This is a genomic window from Paenibacillus sp. 1001270B_150601_E10 (assembly GCF_015558675.1).
GTDB lineage: Bacteria > Bacillota > Bacilli > Paenibacillales > Paenibacillaceae > Paenibacillus_B.
In genome coordinates, this window is record NZ_JADMOL010000004.1 from 424,347 (window position 1) to 446,177 (window position 21,831).

At 43.4% G+C, this 21,831-nt stretch carries 11 protein-coding genes and 1 other annotated feature (1 of these 12 cut by a window edge); of the genes, 9 read left to right on the forward strand and 2 right to left on the reverse strand.

Features of this window, described 5'->3' with window-relative positions; all coding sequences use genetic code 11:
* Positions 1-100, forward strand: a binding site (T-box leader) (it extends 125 nt beyond the left edge of the window).
* A gap of 102 nt (positions 101-202) precedes the next feature.
* The 9 genes from tyrS to I2H74_RS13170 all read left to right on the forward strand — a co-directional run bounded on the left by tyrS (position 203) and on the right by I2H74_RS13170 (position 15,175).
* Complete coding sequence (gene tyrS, locus I2H74_RS13130) at positions 203-1,465, forward strand: tyrosine--tRNA ligase (RefSeq protein WP_195574458.1); 1,263 nt, start codon at positions 203-205, stop codon at positions 1,463-1,465.
* Between the two features lie 65 nt (positions 1,466-1,530).
* The gene (locus I2H74_RS13135) at positions 1,531-2,223 is read left to right on the forward strand and encodes a protein rep (protein ID WP_195574401.1); all 693 of its coding nucleotides are present in this window, start codon (positions 1,531-1,533) and stop codon (positions 2,221-2,223) included.
* An 864-nt stretch (positions 2,224-3,087) separates the two neighbouring features.
* On the forward strand, positions 3,088-4,563 hold the full coding sequence (gene tyrP, locus I2H74_RS13140; RefSeq protein ID WP_229106622.1) for a tyrosine-tyramine antiporter: 1,476 nt from the start codon (positions 3,088-3,090) through the stop codon (positions 4,561-4,563).
* Entirely contained in the window at positions 4,560-6,431 is a 1,872-nt protein-coding gene (gene tdc, locus I2H74_RS13145; protein ID WP_195574402.1) for a tyrosine decarboxylase, read from the forward strand. The genes tyrP and tdc overlap by 4 nt, the downstream gene beginning before the upstream one ends.
* A gap of 84 nt (positions 6,432-6,515) precedes the next feature.
* Complete coding sequence (gene pdxK / locus I2H74_RS13150; protein WP_229106623.1) at positions 6,516-7,346, forward strand: pyridoxine/pyridoxal/pyridoxamine kinase; 831 nt, start codon at positions 6,516-6,518, stop codon at positions 7,344-7,346.
* 90 nt (positions 7,347-7,436) lie between these two features.
* Positions 7,437-8,816, forward strand: coding sequence for a Na+/H+ antiporter NhaC (nhaC, locus tag I2H74_RS13155; protein WP_195574404.1), 1,380 nt, complete (start codon positions 7,437-7,439; stop codon positions 8,814-8,816).
* A gap of 216 nt (positions 8,817-9,032) precedes the next feature.
* Positions 9,033-9,347 (forward strand): YerC/YecD family TrpR-related protein, encoded by a 315-nt coding sequence (locus tag I2H74_RS13160; RefSeq protein WP_195574405.1) that lies wholly within the window; start codon positions 9,033-9,035, stop codon positions 9,345-9,347.
* A gap of 144 nt (positions 9,348-9,491) precedes the next feature.
* Complete coding sequence (locus I2H74_RS13165) at positions 9,492-10,667, forward strand: response regulator (protein ID WP_195574406.1); 1,176 nt, start codon at positions 9,492-9,494, stop codon at positions 10,665-10,667.
* A gap of 206 nt (positions 10,668-10,873) precedes the next feature.
* Positions 10,874-15,175 carry a collagen binding domain-containing protein gene (locus I2H74_RS13170; protein ID WP_195574407.1) on the forward strand — a complete coding sequence of 1,434 codons (4,302 nt, stop codon included), beginning with the start codon at positions 10,874-10,876 and terminating at the stop codon, positions 15,173-15,175.
* A gap of 61 nt (positions 15,176-15,236) precedes the next feature.
* Here I2H74_RS13170 and I2H74_RS13175 read toward each other — a convergent pair whose 3' ends face one another.
* Together I2H74_RS13175 and I2H74_RS13180 are read right to left on the reverse strand one after the other, a co-directional pair.
* Positions 15,237-18,323, reverse strand: a complete 3,087-nt coding sequence (locus I2H74_RS13175; RefSeq protein ID WP_229106624.1) for an ATP-binding protein — start codon at positions 18,321-18,323, stop codon at positions 15,237-15,239.
* 156 nt (positions 18,324-18,479) lie between these two features.
* Entirely contained in the window at positions 18,480-21,434 is a 2,955-nt protein-coding gene (locus I2H74_RS13180) for a M60 family metallopeptidase (protein ID WP_195574409.1), read from the reverse strand.
* Positions 21,435-21,831: the final 397 nt, after the last annotated feature.

Below are 21,831 nucleotides of genomic sequence, written 5' to 3' on the forward strand. Positions count from 1 at the left end.
GGACTGGCAATCGATATCATTGCTGAGAGTGGTATTAATAGTGGCTGCAGCGCTATTAATGCAATGTGGGTGGTAACACGGTTAATCAATCGTCCCTATGTCTAGAATAGACAAGGAGACGATTTTTTTGTTTTTCTGAAGAGTTTTCTAACACCTTTATTTCCAAAATAAACAATACACACCAAGGAGCTGAACTACCATGATGAACATTATCGATGAATTGGAATGGCGCGGAGCCATCAATCAACAAACAGATGCTGAAGGATTGCGTAAACTGACTAGCGAGAAGTCGATATCGTTGTACTGTGGTGTTGACCCTACTGGTGACAGCATGCATATAGGACATCTTATTCCATTTATGATGTTGAAACGATTCCAACTTGCGGGACACCGCCCCGTTATTCTGATCGGCGGAGCAACAGGAACGATCGGAGACCCAAGTGGTCGTACATCCGAGCGTACCCTTCAAACGATGGATCAAGTGCAAAAGAACGTAGATGCACTTACTGCACAAATGAAAAAATTGTTCTTAAACGAGGGCGATACTGGTCTTCGCATGGTAAACAACTACGATTGGACGCATGACCTAACGATTCTTGATTTCCTTCGCGACTACGGGAAAAACTTCAGCGTCAACACGATGCTGGCGAAGGATATTGTAGCAAGCCGTCTCGATTCCGGTATCTCCTTTACCGAGTTCTCGTACCAGATTCTTCAGTCGATGGACTTCCATCACTTGTTCAAGAACGAGGATGTACAGCTCCAAATCGGTGGCGCCGATCAGTGGGGGAATATTACGAGCGGTCTCGACTTGATCCGTAAGAAGGAAGGTTCTGAAGCAAAAGCATTCGGTTTAACGATTCCATTGATGCTAAAAGCAGACGGCACGAAGTTTGGTAAGACAGCGGGTGGCGCAATCTGGCTTGATCCGAACAAGACAACGCCATTCGAGTTCTACCAGTTCTGGGCAAACACAGACGATCGTGACGTTATCAGATACCTGAAATTCTTCACCTTCCTTACAAAAGAGCAAATCGATGCGCTTGAGGAGAAGGTGCAAACAGAGCCGCATAAGCGTGAAGCACAACGTGTGCTTGCTGAAGAAATGACGAAGTTTGTACACAGTGAAGAAGCTTTGGAACAAGCGAAGAAGATCTCGGCAGCACTGTTCAGCGGAGACATCAAAGCGTTGACAGCAGATGAGATCGAACAAGGCTTCAAGGATATGCCTACATTCCATGCGTCGAAAGAAACGAAAAATATTATTGACTGGCTGGTTGACCTCGGTATTGAGCCATCCAAGCGTCAAGCTCGTGAAGACATTACAAATGGAGCTATTACGCTGAATGGTGAGAAAGTAACCGATACGGATATGGATGTAACAACTGAAAATTCCTTCGACGGAAGATTCATGATTGTTCGTAAAGGGAAGAAGAGCTACAGTCTTGTCAAATTAGGCGAATAAGGTCCGTAAGAATAGCTGAATATGATTCAGCTATTCTTTTTTTTGAAGGGAGGCTCTGATGCAATATGCTAGGGTCATGGAAGAAATCGCTTCAATATGCTTATTATAACCACGGCGTGATATCGAGGGTGAATGCTGAAAGGCAGGTAAGTTGGATCATCGTGGATCTAAGTCTTACGCATATTCAAGAAAAGCAGGTGGATCATAAGCTCGATCAGATGCTGAACGGTCTAAATCGATTGTTTAAATATAAGCGCATAAAGCAGGTAACATTGGGATATTTTCGAATGCTAGAAGTGGTTAAAGTGGGAGATTGGTATCAGCCGACCATCCACTTGCTGCTTCCGATGATCAAGAGTTACTTTCAAGGAAGATATTATATCAAAAAGGACGAATGGGTATCGCTTTGGGCACGTTCGATGGATCAGGAGCCTGATGAACATTTTAATGTATCCATAACATCCCTTAATGAAAAGGAATGTACGCCTGAAATGATGAGAAGCATGGAAGATGGATTAGCTATGCTCGCTGATATGCCAGAAGAAGCATCTTTTAAGGGGACTAATCCATTTTCTACGCGTCGCTTAGTAGGCTACAGCAGACTGCTTAAAGAACATTTGGTTAAGGAAGAATCAGACATTTCCTATGGTGTTGCGCAATACCTCATCAATGATTCAATTGCTAACCAAGCCTTTCATATCATGAAGGATTGGCACCTAGGTTTATGGATTTCGGAAAGCAAGCAAAGCTATACGTAGCTTGGGTTTTAATGTGATCTATATCACAATTATATAGTGATCAAACTCACTTTGAGGCTGGTTGGAGAGCTGAGTATGCAGCTCACAATCAGCTCTTTTTTTATGTTTTTTATTTGTAAATACATCCAATTCTAAAAGGTAAAAATTTTAATGAGTAAAAAATTACATATTGAATAAATTGGAAAAGGTGAAGGGATTCTCTAGTTTTGTTAAGTCTGACTTTGTCTCTAAACTCATTAAGTCCCTTTTACAAATTGCATAAGTATTCTTTTTCACAAAGTCCCTTATTTAGGTTAATCCTCTCCACATTATCCCTCAACTTGCTTCATTGCGCAGAAATATAATTGAACCTCCCTGACCAATCTAGAGATAAGTACGACAATTCCTTTACAACTAAAGGATCTTGAATACTGGCATGGGAAAGGAAGTGAATCCGACCTTATGGATGACGAATCAGAAGAAAGATTGAACGAATTATATAAATATTCATAAAAGTGAATAATATTGCTTTATTTTAATTGAAATGCGCTTTTATCGATAAAAGCATAAAACGTTTAAATGATTCCTCGGTGAAGTAGTGAAAGCTTTAATGTAAACTTTAATTAGATTTTGGAAAAATTCTGATAATCCTTATGTAACAAGGTAATTTGGGGGTTTGACAGAACAAAAAAATGAGGCGTATACTGGCGGTGAAAGTTAATCGATTAACAAAAAACATCATAAACCTTTCCTAACAGTAAGGTGGTGTCCTCATTTTGATTCAATTTCTTTCTAGAGAATTATATTCATGTTTTATACATGGGTAGGCGAATTAAGGAAGATTGAACATTGCATAAAAACAGATGAGAAAGAAGGATCAATTTTATGGCCAACTCAAAAAAATTGACGCTATTCGGGCTAATCGGGATTACGATGGCGTTCTTTGGTACCGTACGTAGTGTGCCGACGCTGTCCATCACCGGTTGGACGCAGATCTTCTATATGCTGGTCGCAGCGATTCTTTTTGCCCTTCCGATTGCATTGATGTCTGCTGAGCTGTCAACAGGTTTCCCTGAAGAAGGCGGGCCGCAAGTGTGGGTGAAAAAAGCACTTGGCGAGAAATGGGGCTTTGTTACATCTTGGCTCTTATGGGTTCAAATGTTCTTTGGGATGGTAATGGTCGCATCGACAGTCGGGGTATTGCTCGGATATGTCATTAACAAACCAGATTTATCATCGAATAACTTATTTATCTTTGCTGTAATTCTCATTTCTTATTGGGGCGTTACCCTATTGAACCTCAAGTTCGATATGGTCAAGATTGCAGGTAACTGGGGTGCGATCATCGGGGTTTATATTCCATTCGTTATCTTGGTTGTACTTGGTGTCATTTATTTGTTCAAAAATGGTATTCAGCCTAACAGCTACTTGGGCAACTTTAAACCGAGCGATCTTTTGCCAAACCTTGGCGATCTAGGCAGCTTGGCATACTTGTCCGGTATCATCTTTATCTTCGCAGGAGTTGAGATTTCTTCTGTCCATGCGAACAACATTGATAATCCAAAACGCAATTATCCAATTGCTGTTATTGCATCTGTTATTTTGCTCGTTATTTTCAACTTGATCGCAGGTTTGACAGTATCTAACGCCGTTCCAATGGGTAAATTGGAGCTCGCAAATATTACGCAACCCTATATGATTTTCTGTGAAAACTTAGGCATTCCAACCTTTTTCGTCAACATTATTTCTGCCATGATTCTTATCGGTGTACTTGTACAGCTTAGCGCATGGGTGCTTGGTCCAAGTAAATCGATGATTAAGGTAGCAGACGAAGGGAACTTGCCTCCGTTCTTCCAAAAACGTACAGACAAGAATATTCCGATTACGTTCGTGTTGATTCAAGCTATCGTCATCTCGCTCGTATCTGTTCTATACATTGTTGTTCCAGACGTTAACAGTGCATTCTTGATTATTACCATTACAACCACCATTCTTTATTGCTTGGTGTACGCGATGATAGCAATCTCTGCTATTCGTCTTCGTTACAAAATGCCTGAAATGGAAAGACCATTCCGATTAGGCAGCAAAGGTAACGGGCTAATGTGGTTCGTATCCTTTTTATCCTTGCTTAGTGTAGCAATTACAATTGTTGTTAGCTTGATTCCACCTTCTATTTTGGAACCAAGTCAATATACAGGCTACGTCATTTATCAGGTGGCTGCGACCATCGTCATGGTGGGTATTGCACTTATCATCTATAAAGTGAAGAAGCCAAGCTGGAAAAAACCTTCTGTAAATGCAAACAAGAAGGATAAAGATGATCAAATTCCAACATCAAATATGGGAGGTTTACAACCATGAGTTATCAAATTCCTGAAATTAACCTAAAAGCATTGTTCCTTGGTGACAAAGGGGAAAACGTTGATCTATTTAAAGAAGTTCTTCTAAAAATCGTGGACGAGCATGTCGGCTGGCGTCAAAACTACATGCCTCAAGATTTGCCTGTCATCACGCCGTTTGATAAAAGCTCGAAGAGCTTTCAAGATACAGCGGATCATATGCGCAGCGTATTCAACGAGTTGTCATCGAAGCTTCGTTCAGAATCCCTTCCATGGCATACTGCAGGTCGCTTCTGGGGCCATATGAACTCCGAGACATTAATGCCTGCTATCATCGCTTACTCTGCTGCCATGCTTTGGAATGGTAACAACGTGGCATATGAATCTTCCCCAGGTACATCTCAAATGGAAGAAGAAGTTGGTCATCAATTGGCCAAAATGATGAGCTACAAAGCTGGCGAAAGCTGGGGTCATATTGCGGCTGACGGATCTATCGCGAACTTGGAAGGCCTCTGGTATGCACGCAACATGAAGTCCTTGCCGCTTGCAATTAAAGAAGTTGCGCCAGAACAAGTTGAAGGCAAATCCGAATGGGAACTGCTCAATATGTCCACTGAGGAAATTCTTGACATCATGGAGAAAATTCCTGATCAACTTGATGAAATCAAAGCAAAATCTGCTCGCAGCGGTCGTTATCTCGATAAGCTGGGCAAATGGTTGATTCCACAAACCAAACACTATTCCTGGCTCAAAGCTGCAGACATTATCGGTATTGGTCTTGATGCTGTAGAAGCAATTGATGTTGACAGCAGCTACCATATGGATATTGAGAAGCTTGAAGCAAGAATTCGTGAGCTTGCTGCTGAAGGCACACCTGTTCTTGGTGTTGTAGGGGTTGTCGGCAGTACAGAGGAAGGTCAAATTGACCACATTGACAAGATCGTTGCACTTCGTGAGAAATTGGCGAAGGAAGGCATTTACTACTATATTCACGTGGATGCTGCTTATGGCGGTTATGCTCGTGCCATCTTCTTGGATGAAAACGACGAATTCATCGAGTACGACAAAATTGACGAAGTGTACAAAAAACACAATGTCTTCACAGACATGAAGCTGAAAGATGAATGGCTGACTGAAGATGTATACAATGCATTCAAGGCAATGAGCCAAGTTGAATCCATTACGATTGACCCTCATAAAATGGGTTATATTCCTTACTCTGCTGGTGCGGTTGTTATTAAAGATATTCGTATGCGTGATGCGATCTCTTACTTCGCAACTTACGTATTTGAAAAAGATGCAGATATTCCTGCGCTTCTCGGAGCATATATCCTTGAAGGCTCCAAAGCGGGTGCAACAGCTGCTGCAGTATGGACTGCACATAAAGTATTGCCGCTTAACGTAACGGGTTATGGTAAGCTGATGGGCGCTAGCATTGAAGGTGCTTATCGCTTCTATAACTTCTTGAAAGACCGCAAATTCAATGTTCATGGCAAAGTGATCGTGCTTCACCCATTGACAAAGCCAGACTTCAACATGGTTGACTATGTATTCAATGAGGAAGGCAACACGGATCTTGAGCGCATGAACAAGCTGAACCATGACTTCTTCGACTATGCTTCATATGTCAAAGGAAGCCTGTACAGCAACGAATTCATTACTTCTCATACAGACTTTGCTATTCCTGACTATGGCAACAGCCCATTGGAGTTCGTGAAGAGCCTTGGCTTTAGCGAAGCAGAATGGGATAAAGCAGGCAAAGTGACGATCCTTCGTGCATGTGCATTGTCCCCATATGCTCATGATGCAGAAGTATTTGAAGAATATGCAGAGAAAATCGCGAATGCGATGCAAGATAAGCTTGAAAAAATCTATACGTACGAAATGTAAGAAAATAATCTTCCACACAGAATGCGTAACGATACGATCAACGGTCGTTACGCATTCCTCTATGCACATAAGGAGTGCTTGAACATGTCCAACAACATTCGTAAAGTATTAACCGTTGCTGGTTCGGATTCCAGCGGGGGAGCAGGTTTGCAAGCTGATTTGAAGACATTTGAGGAATATGGTACCTTTGGGTTCTGTGCCATTACCTCAATCGTAACGATGGATCCTGATAATCATTGGCATCATGCTGTCCAACCTGTAGAGGTGGACATGGTGGATAAGCAGATCAAGACCGTCCTGGCTGGCGGTAGACTTGATGCTATGAAGACAGGGATGCTTGGTTCGGTTGAGATTATTGAGCTTCTGAGCCGTATGATCGACAAGCATGATATTTCTAATATCGTCATTGATCCTGTAATGGTATGTAAAGGCGAAGATGAAGTTGTTCAGCCAGAGAATGGACAAGCTATTCGTGACTTGCTGCTCAAAAAGGCAACGATCGTAACCCCTAATTTATTCGAAGCAGGACAGCTGTCTGGCATGGGTCGAATCACTTCTCTTGACGAAATGAAAGAAGCAGCACATAAAATCGTCGAACTTGGGGCAAAACACGTTGTAATAAAGGGTGGTAAAGCTCTGCAAGGCGAACAAGCCATTGATCTGCTCTTTGACGGCAAAGAGTACGTGCTCTACGAAGCAGAGAAGATGGATACAAACCATAATCATGGTGCAGGCTGTACCTTTGCTGCAGCAATAGCGGCAGGCTTGGCAAAAGGCAATTCAGTCAAAGACGCCGTTCTGTTGGCGAAGAAATTTACAACCGAGGCCATTAAGCGAGGTTTCGCGTTCAATCAGTTCGTGGGACCAGTGTGGCATGGAGCATACAATAACGCTGAACAGCGCATGACACGTTAAAAACACATCAGATGTTGGTTGTCCAATCTAAAACCTGAAGATTCATACTCCCGTGCTATAGATGGTCACTACATGAGAGGAGTTCAGCTTATGAATAAAGAGGTAACGCTAAAAGAAAGCCTGTTTCTTTTAGTCGTGTTATTAGCGATAATAGGAGCTTGTATCATTGGAATCGGGATGGACCCGCAAATTCCGATATTAGTATCCATTGGGATTATTATTATATTTGCAAAAATGAAGGGGTTCTCCTGGGATCAGGTCCATAAAGGAATCTCAAACGGAATTACGCCAGGGCTAATTCCAATCCTCATCTTTATGCTCATTGGAGCTCTTGTGAGCGTATGGATTGCGGCTGGAACCATTCCGACAATTATGGTTTATGGATTCAGCATATTGTCTGCAAAATACTTCCTGCCATCCGTATTCTTAATTTGTGCGGTGGTCGGGATTACCGTCGGCAGCTCCTTCACGACCATATCAACCGTTGGCATCGCCTTCTTCGGCATGGGACAGATGATGGGTTACGATTCGGCCATCACAACAGGTGCGATTGTGTCGGGTGCCTTTTTAGGGAACAACATTTCTCCATTGTCAGATACAACAAACTTGGCATCAGCAATCGGAGAGGTTGATCTTTTTGATCATATCAAATATATGCTGCGTGTCGTCGTTCCTGCCTTCTTGGTTGCGCTCATTGGCTTTGCGATTATGGGGCGAGGCGGCGGACTGGCAACAGGAGCTCAAATTGATGAGCTGGTTCAAACGTTACAATCCTCCTTTACGATATCTGCAGTTACCTTAATTCCAGTGCTAGTGCTCTTTTTATGCGCTTGGAGAAAGATACCTGCCATTCCGACCTTGTTAACAAGTATTGCATTTACCATTGGGGTTCTTTATATCTTCCATCCGCATACCCAACTTGCGGACATCTCAAGCCTGATGCAGAACGGATACGTTTCTCAATCCGGTGTTGAAAGTGTGGACACACTGCTGTCGCGAGGCGGGATACAGAGCATGATGTGGTCCGTTTCCTTGATCCTGCTTGCCCTGGCACTTGGGGGCTTGCTCGTTGAAATGAAGATCATCAACACCATTATTTCGCGCATCACTTCGTTCGTCAGCACCAAAGGCAAGCTCATCCTTATGACTGCTTTCAGTTCAATGGGCATTAACTTGCTGCTGGGCGAGCAATATTTGTCCATTATTTTACCGGGTGAAGCGTTCAAGTCTCAGTATGATCGAATGGACTTGCCTCGAAGAGAAATGTCTCGTATACTGGCTAATGCAGGAGCGGCCTTCAATGCTCTTATCCCTTGGGGAGTAAGCGGAGTATTTATCACAGGGACATTAGGGGTCTCTACTTTAGAATATTTACCTTTCGCAATCTTTTGTATTGCTGCACCTGTGATTAATATTTTGTATGGGTTTGTCAGTAGATCAGCGAAATCCTCTCAATCAGCCAAATCTTAAAGGAAATGCTTCTCACTAATAAGAAACGCTTTCGTTTGATGATTCATCGCGTCAGCGTTTCTTCTCATGTCTTATTTCATATGAAAACGCAAATTGTGAAGAAAATGGAACAATTTACAGATGAAAAAAACGCAATAATATGTTATACCTAATTCAGAAAGTCAAGGGATCATAACCACAATAGGTAAATGCGGTCGTACACAAGGAGGTAGTCCTATGTTAATAGATGAACTGCAAGGGAAGGCTTTAGATGAATTTATTCAAGGAATCCTTTCGCTTCAATCCGCGGAGGAATGTCGCGCCTTCTTCGACGATTTGTGCACGGTGAATGAGATTAAAACGATGGTTCAGCGCTTTCAAGTTGCAAAAATGTTGTACAACCATCATACGTATAGCGAAATTGAAGAAGTGGCCAACGCGAGTACAGCTACCATTTCTCGTGTGAAGCGTTCTTTGAATCATGGCAACCACAGCTATGAGGTTATTTTCGAGCGGATGAAGCTGAATCCACCGGAGAAAGGCTCAGAGTAAGAATCCAGCACGTCATCGTAGAGTTACATAAACAGAAATGTTCACATTTCTCGGGTATTATCACCTCAGATGATAGTACCCTTTTGCTTTCTATACGTATGCAATAAGGAAAAGACTGCGGTCGGCTTATAAAGGAGTTAACTCATGAAAGTAATCATTGTTGATGATGAACGGCTTGCTATTAAAGTGATGGAGAAGCTTCTCTCTGAACAAACGATTGTTGCAGGTCAGCTTGAGGTGGTTGGAACTTTCCAGAATCCGGCCAAAGCTTTAGAAGCTGTACAGCACGAGACAGTCGATATTGCTTTCTTGGATATTGAGATGCCCCTTATAGATGGTTTCCATCTGGCCGAACAACTACTACAGCTCAAGCCTCATTTACAGATTGTGTTTGTTACAGCGTATAAGGATCATGCGATAAAGGCATTTGAGTTGAATGCTTTAGATTATCTGTTGAAGCCTGTTAATGTTAAGCGATTGTCTGTTACGCTTGAAAGAATACTGCATTATTCAAGCAAGGATGAGGGAGTGGCACCAAGCAGGCATGCATCTATTCAACCAACATTATGCTGCTTGCAGCGAATGCAATATATCGATGCTTCCGGCGTAGTGCATGAATTCCAATGGAGAACCTTAAAAGCACCGGAGTTATTCGCCTATTTGATCTACCACCGTGACAAGACGGTATCAAAGGAAGCTCTTATCGACTTGCTTTGGTCCGAGTACGATACCAAGAAGTCCACGACACAATTATATACGGCTATTTATCAGATTCGGAAAATATTGAAAAGTTCAGGCCTCGATCTTTCCATTAAATATCAGGATGAAGGGTATCGATTGGTATGGGGGAACGTGACGCTTGATGTTGAAGAATGGGAGCGTAAAGCCTCAGAAGCACTACCAGTATCTGAAGCTACCCTAGAGGAGCATTTGTCGATTATTGAACAGTATAGCGGGCACTTTCTAGAGGAGCATCGCTATCTTTGGGCTGAGCATGAGCAGGAGCGCATTCGACTTATGTGGCTAACTCAGGTGAAGGATGTTGCACAATATTACTTATCCGTAGGGGAATATTCTAAAGCGCTTTCTTTGTATCAACAAATTCGAGAGGCTGCTCCCTATCTGGAGGATGGTTACTTTGGTGTGATGAGAATCTATGCAGAGATGAACCACCCTTCCGAGGTCGTAAAGCACTTTGAGTTATTGGAACGGAAGTGCAAGGAAGAGCTGGATGTGGCACCAAGCGACGATATTATCACCTGGTACGAAGAATGGCGAAGTCAACGGCTTCAACAGGATGCTGTTACAGGGATATTATAAGAAAATATAGAAGCAGAAAAACTGTCATCTCAAAAAAAGAGGGGCGGTTTTTTTTTTTTTTTTGTACAGATGATTGATTTTCTGTATTTTCATAAAAAGACAGTACATTCAGAAAATATTCAACACGCTTTGGTATATTAAGACGATCATGTTATTCATTGCTTTTACTTGAGATAAGTATTCGGTAAGGAGGAAAAACAGAAGACATGAAAAACATTCAAAAAGTCCTATCCCTTGTTCTTGTGATAGGCTTAATAGCCAACTTGTGGATCTATCCATCCATGGTGCAAGCGAGCAATCTTTCCATTGATCCTTCTATTGAAGCATTAGATGAAATGAATGGTTTAACGAGTCCATCGGAAGGTGAACCTCAAGCGCTCGAGGATGATGGAATAGCAAGTATTCAAATGAATTTGATTACCAATGTCATTATGAAAGATAAAGAGGGGAATCGGATTGAAACTATACGACCTGAACAGGGTTCGCGTGTTCAAATTGATTTCGAATGGAAGCTTCCAGTAGGGCATGGCTATAAAGCCGGCTCGACTTTCACGTTTGATCTGCCCGAACCATTACGAATCGATCGTATCCTGACAGGGGAACTTGACGGTGGATACGGTACATATGAAGTGACACCTGAAGGGAAAGTTACCTTTAGCTTCAGCGATTCTATTGATGATGACGCAGAAGTGGTAGGGGATTTTTTTGTTTGGGCTGAATTCGATAAAGACAAGTTCTCTGGCAGCACAGAGCAAGAGGTTGTATTTGATTTCAAGGGCGATGAAGTAAAGATACCGGTACATTTTAAGCCAGGTGGCAATCAGGAGATGAATAAGACAGGTATCGCTAACAAGGTCTTCAATCCAGACAGCATCAACTGGACAGTTGACTTTAACAAGAGTGAAGACAAGATTAACGACGCTGTATTTAAGGATGCGTTCAAACCTAAGGGGGGATTGGTTTTAGATCTGTCCTCCATTCAAGTGACGGAGCTTGAAGTGCAGCTTGATGGGAACGTGATGGAGCGTAATCCCCTAACTCAAGATCAAGATTATCAGATTATAGAAACGGCTGACGGATTTGAGCTGCATATGGGAAATATCAACCATGCGTATCGAGTGTCCTACACGACAATGATCTTGCAGCCTATCGATGAACGGTATTCCAATCATGCTGAACTGTCAGGACACAATCTTCCTGAGCCTGAGGAGTCATCAGCGAACGTTCAAGTGAATTACAGCAAGCCGCTTGATAAAAAGGTTGCCCATTATAATGCCGCTGAACAGACGGTTACATGGGCAGTTCAATATAACTACAATGAACAGCAGATCACAAAAAATGAGGCTTGGATTGTAGATACATTTGACACCAAGGTGCAGCAGCTATTGGAGGACTCCTTTGAGGTTTATGAGATGGCCATTCAGGATAACGGTCAAGCGAAGCGGAAGTCGGAGAAGCCTCTAACTGTCGGCAAAGATTATATCGTCCTTAAGTCAGCTGACGGCTTTAAGCTTTCTTTTCTTCATGACATTGATGCTGCCTATGAAGTCATCTACAAAACAAAAGCAACAGAACGCGTATTTGTGGACGGCAAGGTAAGCAATCAAGTAGAGAGCTCAAACCATAATAAAGTAGAGATTACTCAGAATATCAAACAAGTGATCTTCACGAAGCAATCGGGCAAAGTTGATTTTAATAACAAAACGATGGAATGGAAACTTTGGTTGAATGAAGATCAAAAGAAGATGCAAAATGTCGTGATTACAGACGATTTTTCGAATCAAGGTTTGACGCTGATTCCAGATTCCCTAAGTGTAAGCGGGCTTGAGAAAAATGTTGACTATACGTTGGAGCCTAATCCTGATTACGGAAGCGGATTGAAACTTACATTTTTACATGAGGTAACGACCAGCCATGTCATCGCATATAAGACAGCATTTGATCCAACTTTCTATGATCCATCGACGATTAAGAATGCTATCTACAAAAATAATGCCACCCTGCATTGGCTGGAAAATGGAGAGGACAAGTCTATGTCTCAATCTGCACAGGTAGAGACGGATCCTTATACAAAGCACAATGGGAATAAGAAGGGTGCATACAACGCTAAAACGAAAGAAATCACATGGACTATCGATGTGAACTATAATCTTCATAAGCTAAATGATGCCATCGTAAGAGACTTTTATGAAGGGAAGCAAACCTTTGATCCTGATTCTGTGAAGGTTGAGCATCTTATTCTGACTGGAGATCGAAACGGAGTAAAGGTTGGGGATCTTGTTCCTAAAGAAGATTACACAGTAGAGATCAAGCATGAAGATGGGAAAGATGGCTTTGAGCTAAGATTCCTCCATCCCATTGAATCGGCTTACCGCATTACGTATAAGACAAGCCTAGATGGTTTGTCTATCCAAAAAGAGTATAATAACAAAGCGACTTTAATCGATCGCGCGAATCCTGATCGTGTTTTGTTTAACAAGGGCACAAGTGTTACACCAAAACATGGCGGAGAACATGTGAATAAGAATGGTTTGCAGGGAACAGGGGCGAATAAAGAATTCGCAGAATGGGAAGTAGCGATCAATTACAGTCAATCTTATATAAAGAGCGCAGTATATTCGGATACATTGTCAGCTAATCAACTGCTGCTCCCGGCCTCCTTTAAGTTGTACCATACAATGGTGACAACGGATGGAGAAGTTATAAAGACTGGATTGGTAGATGCATCTGAATACACGTTAGATATTCAAGGCAACTCCTTCGATCTGGCCTTTCATAAGGACATTGATACGCCCTATATTCTGACTTATCAATCTTTCATTAATGCAGAGGATGGAGAGGTAATTAGCAATGAGGCGAAGCTTGTTGGCCATTCCTCGGAAGCAATCGAAGCAGAAGATAGCCATCATGTTGTCGTAAGTCTGTCAGGTGCAGGAGGAGGCGCAGCCAAGGGCAAAGGCAGCATCAAGATAATCAAGGTTGATGGCGAGACGAATGTGCCGTTGGCTGGCGCTTCGTTCGGCCTTTACGATAAGACAGGGAATGCGCTGCTTGAAACAGTCGTTACGGATGAGCATGGCGAAGCGGTGTTTAAAAACTACAAATACAATCAATACATCCTAAAAGAGATATCCGCGCCAGCGGGCTACTTAAATGCTGGCGAATATGAAAAAGGAAAACAGATTGTATTTAAACCAGATTCTGAGGACATCACAATTGCGAATCAAAAAGGCAATTGGGACTTTGAATTAACCAAAAACGATCAGGAAGATGATGCGAAAGCTTTGTCAGGGGCTATTTTTAAGCTTCAATTTGAGATTGGAGGCGCCTTCCAGGATGTAGAAGGGAAGACGGTGCTTGAGACAAATGCTGACGGTAAAATTCATCTGTCAGATCTAGAAGCGGGGCAGTATCAGCTTATTGAGGTTCAAGCTCCAAAAGGATATAAGCTTGATAGCCGTCCTATTCCATTTACCATTGATGTCAATCAATCCATAATGAAATCTGCCACGGTTACCAATGAAGTCTATAAGGCAGATGTAGAGGTGACAAAGACAGACGCAGAGGGAGGAGCTCCTCTAGCCGGTGCGGAATTCGAATTGAGAGATGAAGCAGGGAATGTTCTCCAACAAGGCCTAGTAACCGACCAAGAGGGAAAGCTTCCTCTTGGCAAGCTGAAGGCAGGGATTTATCAGTTGGCAGAGATCAAAGCACCAGAGGGATACGTACTTAAGCAGGAACCTTTGAAATTTGAAGTTGTTGATGATCAAAAGCTGGAACTGATATTTGACAATGAACAGCTTCTCGGCTCTGTTCAACTGCTAAAGATTGAAATGAACCGTCCTTCGATTAAGCTTGAGGGAGCTAACTTCCGTATTCTTGATGGGAATAAAGCCCCGCTTGTGGACAAAGAAGGTCATGAAATAACGGGATTGATTACGTATAAGGATGGAGAAATAATAGTAGACAACCTGAAGCCAGGCTTGTACTATTTTGAAGAACTATCTCCGCCAAATGGCTACAAGATCGTCGATAAGCTCACTCCGTTTGAAGTGATTGGAGGAGAGCAAACGGAGGTCGTAATTGAAAATGTTCGCTTGCCAAAACCGCCAATTGATCCAGGCACACCGACGGATCCGGGTACACCGACGGATCCGGGTACACCGACGGAACCAGGTACACCGACAGATCCGGGTACACCGACAGATCCGGGTACACCGACGGATCCGGGTACACCGACAGATCCAGGTACACCGACGGAACCAGGTACACCGACGGATATCGATGAAATAATAGATCCAAACACGATGACAGATCCAAGTGTATCGACGGAATCGGAAGCGTCGGTAACTCCAGTACCGCCAGTTGTTCATCCTGGCCATGACGGTTCTAGATTACCTCAGACAGGAGAAAAAAGCATGCTGCCTCTTCAATTGACTGGTATGGCGCTAATATTCATTAGTATGGCCTTGTTCCTTATAGGGAAGAGACAGAGCAAGCAGCATTAGATTGTTGATCTTAGAATAAAGCCGCCTGTTGAATGTGTGTTCAACTGGCGGCTTTTCTTTTTTAACGTATAGGAATATCAAAGGATACGATTGTGCCAAGATTATGTTGGCTTTGAATCTTTAATCCCTTACCGTACAGCTGCTTCAATCGACGATCGGTATTTAACAATCCGATGCCTCTTTCTTCTTCGTGGGCAGCAGGATCAAGCAGTTGCTTACGTTTATTCTCATCCATTCCAGTTCCATCATCCTGAATCACAACGGATACGCAATGCTTATGCTGTTGGATTCGGATGAACACGGTGCCCGTCTCCAGACGGCTCAGGATGCCGTGTTTGACGGCGTTTTCGACAAGCGGTTGGATGGTGAGCGGAGGGATATGTATGTGTATCGATTGATCAATATCCCATACCACATTCAGTCGATCTTCAAAGCGTTCCTTTTCTATATATAAATAGGAGCGTACCAGTTCAAGCTCGTGCTCAAGGGGGACAAATTGATCCGAGTTGCTGAAATCAAAGCTTATCCGCAGATATGAGCTGAAAGCGTCAATCAGATCGTTCATTTTATGCGTATCAAAACTGCTTAGAGCCGTTATCGTATTCAACGTGTTAAATAAGAAATGCGGCTGGATCTGTGCTTGAAGATAGGCAGCTTCCATTCGCAGCCGTTCATTGACCGATTGCTTTAATTCTGTCCACGCCTTCACTCGCGTCCGCAGCTCCATCGCATGTACAGGCTTAGTGACATAATCATTTGCACCTGCAATAAATCCGGGATATACATCCTCTGTCCGATAGCGTGCCGTCAACAAGAGAATGGGCAGCTCAGAGATTGAAAAGCGCTCACGAACCAGTCTTGTAAGCTCATATCCGGACATTTGCGGCATCATGACGTCTATAATCATGACATCCCATTTTCTCTCGTCCAATTTGTCCAGTGCCGCTTTTCCCGTCGTTAGGGTAACGATCTCATACGGATCTACCGATAGGATATCTTTAAGGATCTTCACATTCACGGGATCATCATCGACAATAAGGATTCTTGGTGTCATTGCAGGAGTAGTGGGTGATTCCGATTCAACGGATATGCCTCTTCCTTCTGCCTTCTTAGTATGGTGAGGAGCCTCAGTCGCTTGTTCCATGAGCCGATGCTGCCATTGGTCTGTTTCATTGGCTATCCTTAAACGAAAGGAAAAGACAGAGCCGTGGCCAGGCGTTGATTTGACCTTCAATTTGCTACCATGCAGCTGAACGAGCATCTGGGAAGTGCTGAGGCCAAGACCGAATCCTCCAACGGACTCAACAATATCGTTCTCTCCTTGTTCATACAAAGAAAATATTCGATTCTGCAGTTCTTGATCCATGCCGATTCCTGTATCTGCTACAAAAATGATCGCTTGTCCTTGCTGAATCTCGGCTTTGATCGAGACCGTCCCTTCATTTGTAAATTTGATCGCATTATGCGTTAAGTTAAATAGTACTTGAACCAGTCTTTTCTCATCTGCGATAACTTTAGGGAACGACTTTGGAATATCCATGGTCAGGCTGATTGGCTTTCCATCTGTCATCATGTTGAGCATATCAATAACGCCCGATGCCACAGATTGAACAGAAATCGCCTGAAGGTGCAGCACGACGCCACCTTCTCGAAGTCTTGTTACTTCAAGCAGGTCAAGAAGGGTTACTGACAGCCGCTGTCCAATGGTGATGAGCAGCTCTAGGTTATGAGCATTGCGACTATGCAAATAGCTCTTTTCTTCATCCAATACATGCTCTGCGATATGAATCATTCCTTGCAGCGGTGTTCTGATTTCATTTGAAGTGTTTACAAGGAATTCATCCTTTCGCTTATCGGCCTGCTGAAGCTGATAGGCAAGAATAGACATCTTTCGAGAAGCTCGAATATAGCGCTTGAAGCAGTAGGAAGCAATCGTAATGATCGAAATGATCCAGTCCAGCGGATAATACGTGGTTTCAATGAGCTTGCAATCCTCGATCATTCCCCATACAACGCTATTTACAATGGCAGCAGCAGCAAGCACTAAAAAGATAGAGTCCTCTTCACGATTCAACACAGCACGCATTGTAACATACATCGCAACCGCAAAAGGTGGAAGATAGGCGATAAGATACCATACTTCTGCGCTCAAAATTGATGTTGATGGAGCAAAAAATACGAACATGCAATAGACGAGGCTCGTGATCGTAATCCATTTGCATACCTTGCTGTTTATGTACTTAGGAAGGATGCATCTCACGAATTGAAGCAGGAAGTTAGCTGCAATGATATAGAGCAGATAACTTATTTTTATGGTCCATGAATAGCTTAATGGAATTAAGCTGAATAGGAATTGATCATCGTTTACCATCGTGATTAATATTCCACTGCAGGACATGAGCATAAAGTAGATCAATTCTTTATGTCTGTACCCAATGATATATAAGATAAGGGCGTAGACAATATGAAGCATAAAAATAACGTATACGGCAAGCTGGATGTCTTCTACGAATCTTTGTTCCTTCGAGATGGTTCGGTCCGTGCCGAACAGAATGGACTGCATCATCCCGCCTTTGTCAGCATGATCGTAATTCGCGGCATGAATAACAAGCTCAATCTCTTCCTGCTCAGTAGAAAAGAATAGCGTATAAGGGACATTTTTAGGATGATAATCTTCTTTTGCTGCAGCGGGCTTGCCAGATTGCTTATGCAGCACACCGTCAATAAAAACCTCATAGGAAGCAGCGATATTCGTGATTTTCATTCCATACGTATCTTGGAACCTAGGATTGACTTGAATGCGTAGCCGGTACGTACCGTAGCCATTAGCGTTAAGCTCTGTCGGAGAAAGGCTAGAGGCCCAATTTCCTGGCACCTGAATATAAGATCTCAAATATGCGGTATTCTCCAGATCCTCTCCTATAAGAAACTGCTTGGGATAAAACTCCCATTCTCCATCTAAAGTAATGCTTCGAAGCTCTTTCAAATCGAAATCGCGAAGATCAAGCTTTCCCTGCACAGCAGTGGGATGATCAGGGGAGGAGTGGATTTCCAGCCAGACTATGCGAATAACAGAAAGAATGCATAAAAAAAATAAAGAGGTAATGATTAATTTCCTTTTGGTCATCATATTTTTGCAATTCGACAAGCGGTATCTATATCCTTTGTTTGACTTGCAACCATAAAATGGAATTTATGTTTTGACTATTTATGGATCTTGATCCTAAATAAAAAGGCGTCCAAAGCAGCATATCACCAATGAGGGATAAGCGCTTTTGACGCCTTGCGGAATGGAAAGAGGGAATTACCCTTTTAAGTACGCAATATCTTTGAGCAGAAGCGCCGAGTAATCCTTATGAATGCGGGATGGAGTCTTTGCATGAATCTCATCCTCCAAAGCTTTCCATGCGGCTTGCTTCGCCTCAGCTGTGTTTGCTGCTTGAACCTGCTGAATAAGAATCAATAGCTGGTTGGCTGTAGCCTGGTCCTTAATTTGTTTCTCAGCAGCCCCTTTGTTCACCACTTCGTCCAAATTTGCAAGATCGAGGCGAATTGTAAGGGTAAAGGTTGCAGTTTCTTTGTTGCCTTGTTTATCGGCAGCTGTCAGGAATACGCGATGCTCACCAGGAGCAAGTGAGAGTGCAGTAGGGTCTAATGTAATCACCTGATCTTTTATGGCCTGTTTAACAGGCGACTGGTCTACCTGCACGGTCAAGGATGTAACATCCCCATGAAGCTGGAAAGGAATCTTTACGATCTCGTGCTGATATGCACGTGTCGTTTCAGGTCCCGTAACCAAGGACGTTTCTTTTAACGTCCACAGCTCCTGATCAGGCTTAGGCAAGTTCATTGCCGTCACTTTAGATTTTGCGGCAGCGCTGTATTTGAGCCCCCATTTATCGAAGAACTCAAGAAGATTGTGGCCGCTCATCTCAGAGGCCTTCACTACGAATAGATCGAGCTCTTGACTGTCGTTCTTCGGCAGTTCTGCTGCTGGAATCTCTCGCACGCTTGTAAAGATCTTCGTATAGAGCTCCCATCCATAGGCAAGCTGCAATTGCCGGAACATAACCAAGCGGCTCCATACGTCAATCTGATCGCTGTTAAAGTCCTTGCCTTCATTCGGCTTATTGACATACTTCAGAGCTTGGTCGTATACCGTCGTTCCGTCTGTTCGAGTAAGCAGCAGGCGTGAGGAGTTATGGAAGTAGTCTTGTGCTCTTAGAGAGAACAAGTTAACGGTCGCTTCCGTAATGGCTCCCCAAGTCCATGGGCTTTGCTGATATTCGTGACCGGTCTCGTGCCACCAGCCCCAGCCTCCAAGGGTCTTAATGCCTTCCACTGTTACGGCATCCTTCGCTGAGGATTTGCTGAAGAACATAATCGGATAGCCTGCATGCATGAACCCTGCACTGATCTGGTGATCTCCGACGTAACGGAAAGGAAGATTCACGCTTTTATGCGGTTCAGCTTGATCTGGCGTAAGACCTGCAAGGTCATCAAACTCCTTAAACATCTCATCCCACAGCTTCAGTACCTCATCGGGGTTGTCGAGATTGCGAATATATTCGCTAGGAACAGTGAGAATGACTCGTTCAGACTGAAGTTCCGCCCATGGAGCATCATAATTGCGAATGGTTTTCTTCCATTCATTATTGCTCGTTTCACCAAGCACATAATATGGCACATGATATCCTCCACTAACGGAGATGGTTGCCTTTTTTCCTGCTGTTGGCTTCGTAGGAATGAGATAAATCAAGCCGCCATATGGACTGGTTACAGTGTTTTCTCCAGGGGTTAGCGATACCTTTTTTGTCACGACCGGAGCCCGTAGCCATTTATCCATTCCTAGGCTGCTTAGATTATCGGTATGGGCGCCAATTTGCACATCAAGATCGGTGACCCCATCAGGTACGTCAATTGTAATCGATTCGCCTGGGTTGGCGTATAAGCCTGTGCTAATCCAATTGTCAGGCGTATACAGCTGACGCAAGGAGCTGAACTTGGAGAACTCAAAGTCTACATTCACCTGTTTGTTGTCTACCTTAGACGTGCCTGCTGGTACAGATCCAGGGAAGGCATCGGCAAATGGAGACTTGGCACCATTAGGATCCTTAAGGATACGCTCTAGCAACAAAGGCAGCAATGCTGCGCTATACGGCTTCGAAGTCGCATTGAAAGGTAAAGTAGCTCCCGCCAGCTTCTCTGAATCTGCAATGACCTGGGCATACAAAGGAGCTTCTGGCGATAAGGAACCCAATGAAGCAACCAATGTAGAGGTAAGGATTGTAAGCTTATCTTGACTGGATGAGTTCGTTAGTCCGATAGCGGTATCCTTAATGTCCTTCGTCCCGGCTTCAACTGCCTTCGCTTCAACCAATATATGATTCAAATTGTAGTGATTGGATTCTTGAGGCGTTAGAATCGGTGCTGTCCCATCCCATTTGGTTGCTTGGTTGTTCATTAAGGAGATCCCTAGCTTATTCAGCAGTTCCTGCAGCGGGTAATCGCTGCTTAAGAAGGCGTGGTCTTTGCCATTATCGTTAGAAACGTATGGAAACTGCTCCAGCACCCAACCCTTGAGCGCGACTGCGAGTCTGCCGCCCTTATGCACATAATCGAGCAGAAGGGGAACATCCTCCTTTGTCACATAGGCATAATCAATATGTGCGACAGGATATTTTTCAGGGTCCAACAACGGTTTGCCGTCCGTATCTTTGTCTGACCAGTTTGCAAGCTTCTTGACTTGAATAGGCAGATCCGATCTTGCGCCGAAGTCTGCGCTTTTCGTTAGAATCGATACCGTTCCTTCCCCTGCGAGCGCTTTCTCATAACTCATTGGAAGATCCTCCGTCAGCCATAATAGCGTATTGCGGGCCACTCGCGCATTACTGCTTGGTGCATCAGCATCTTTGAAATTAAAAAACACTTCACCGCCGATAGCGGTAACACGTCCAGCGCCATAACGACCAGCCACCATCAAGGAGGTTGACTTTCCATCCGCACTTACCGCGAAAGCTTGATCTCCAATTGGAGCAATCCCTCCATTATAGGAATCGCCGTCAAGCGGAATTCCAGCAAGGTCTTTAGCAAATATGGACAAATCATGCTCAAGATTGGCAGGAACTGCTTCTTTGCCGTATGTAACTTCCGTAACAGAAGGTACAGCTTCATTTCCTTGTGCAAGCACAGGCTGAAGCATAGAGAATACGAGTGTCATCGAGAGAATCGTGGTGACCAGAGTTTGCTTTTTACTCATGGACAAATACACTCCTTCATATTCAATGGTAGCTGCTGCAAATGGAGAGATCCCCTGGCAAGATGGTTATGCTGTTTTAGTGATGGGAAAAATAATGAATGCTAAAGTGGTGTTAGAGATACGCGGGTTATGACATACGAGATGATAGCTTGAGAAGATCATGCTGAAGTGGTAAGAAAAAAGAAAGAATGATTGCCGACAATCGGAGAATCAAGGTGGAAAAACCGCTACGTCTATTTCCTCCTTTCTCACTAGGCAGGGGTATTGTGTGTGCGTTATAGTAGTTGTGTTGTACATCATATTGTATAGAAGCGCGATATCGTTGACAAGAACTTGATCAGGAATAAGTTCAAAATCATACTTAAGGACAGGGTAATAGGTATTCCGACGCAGAGGA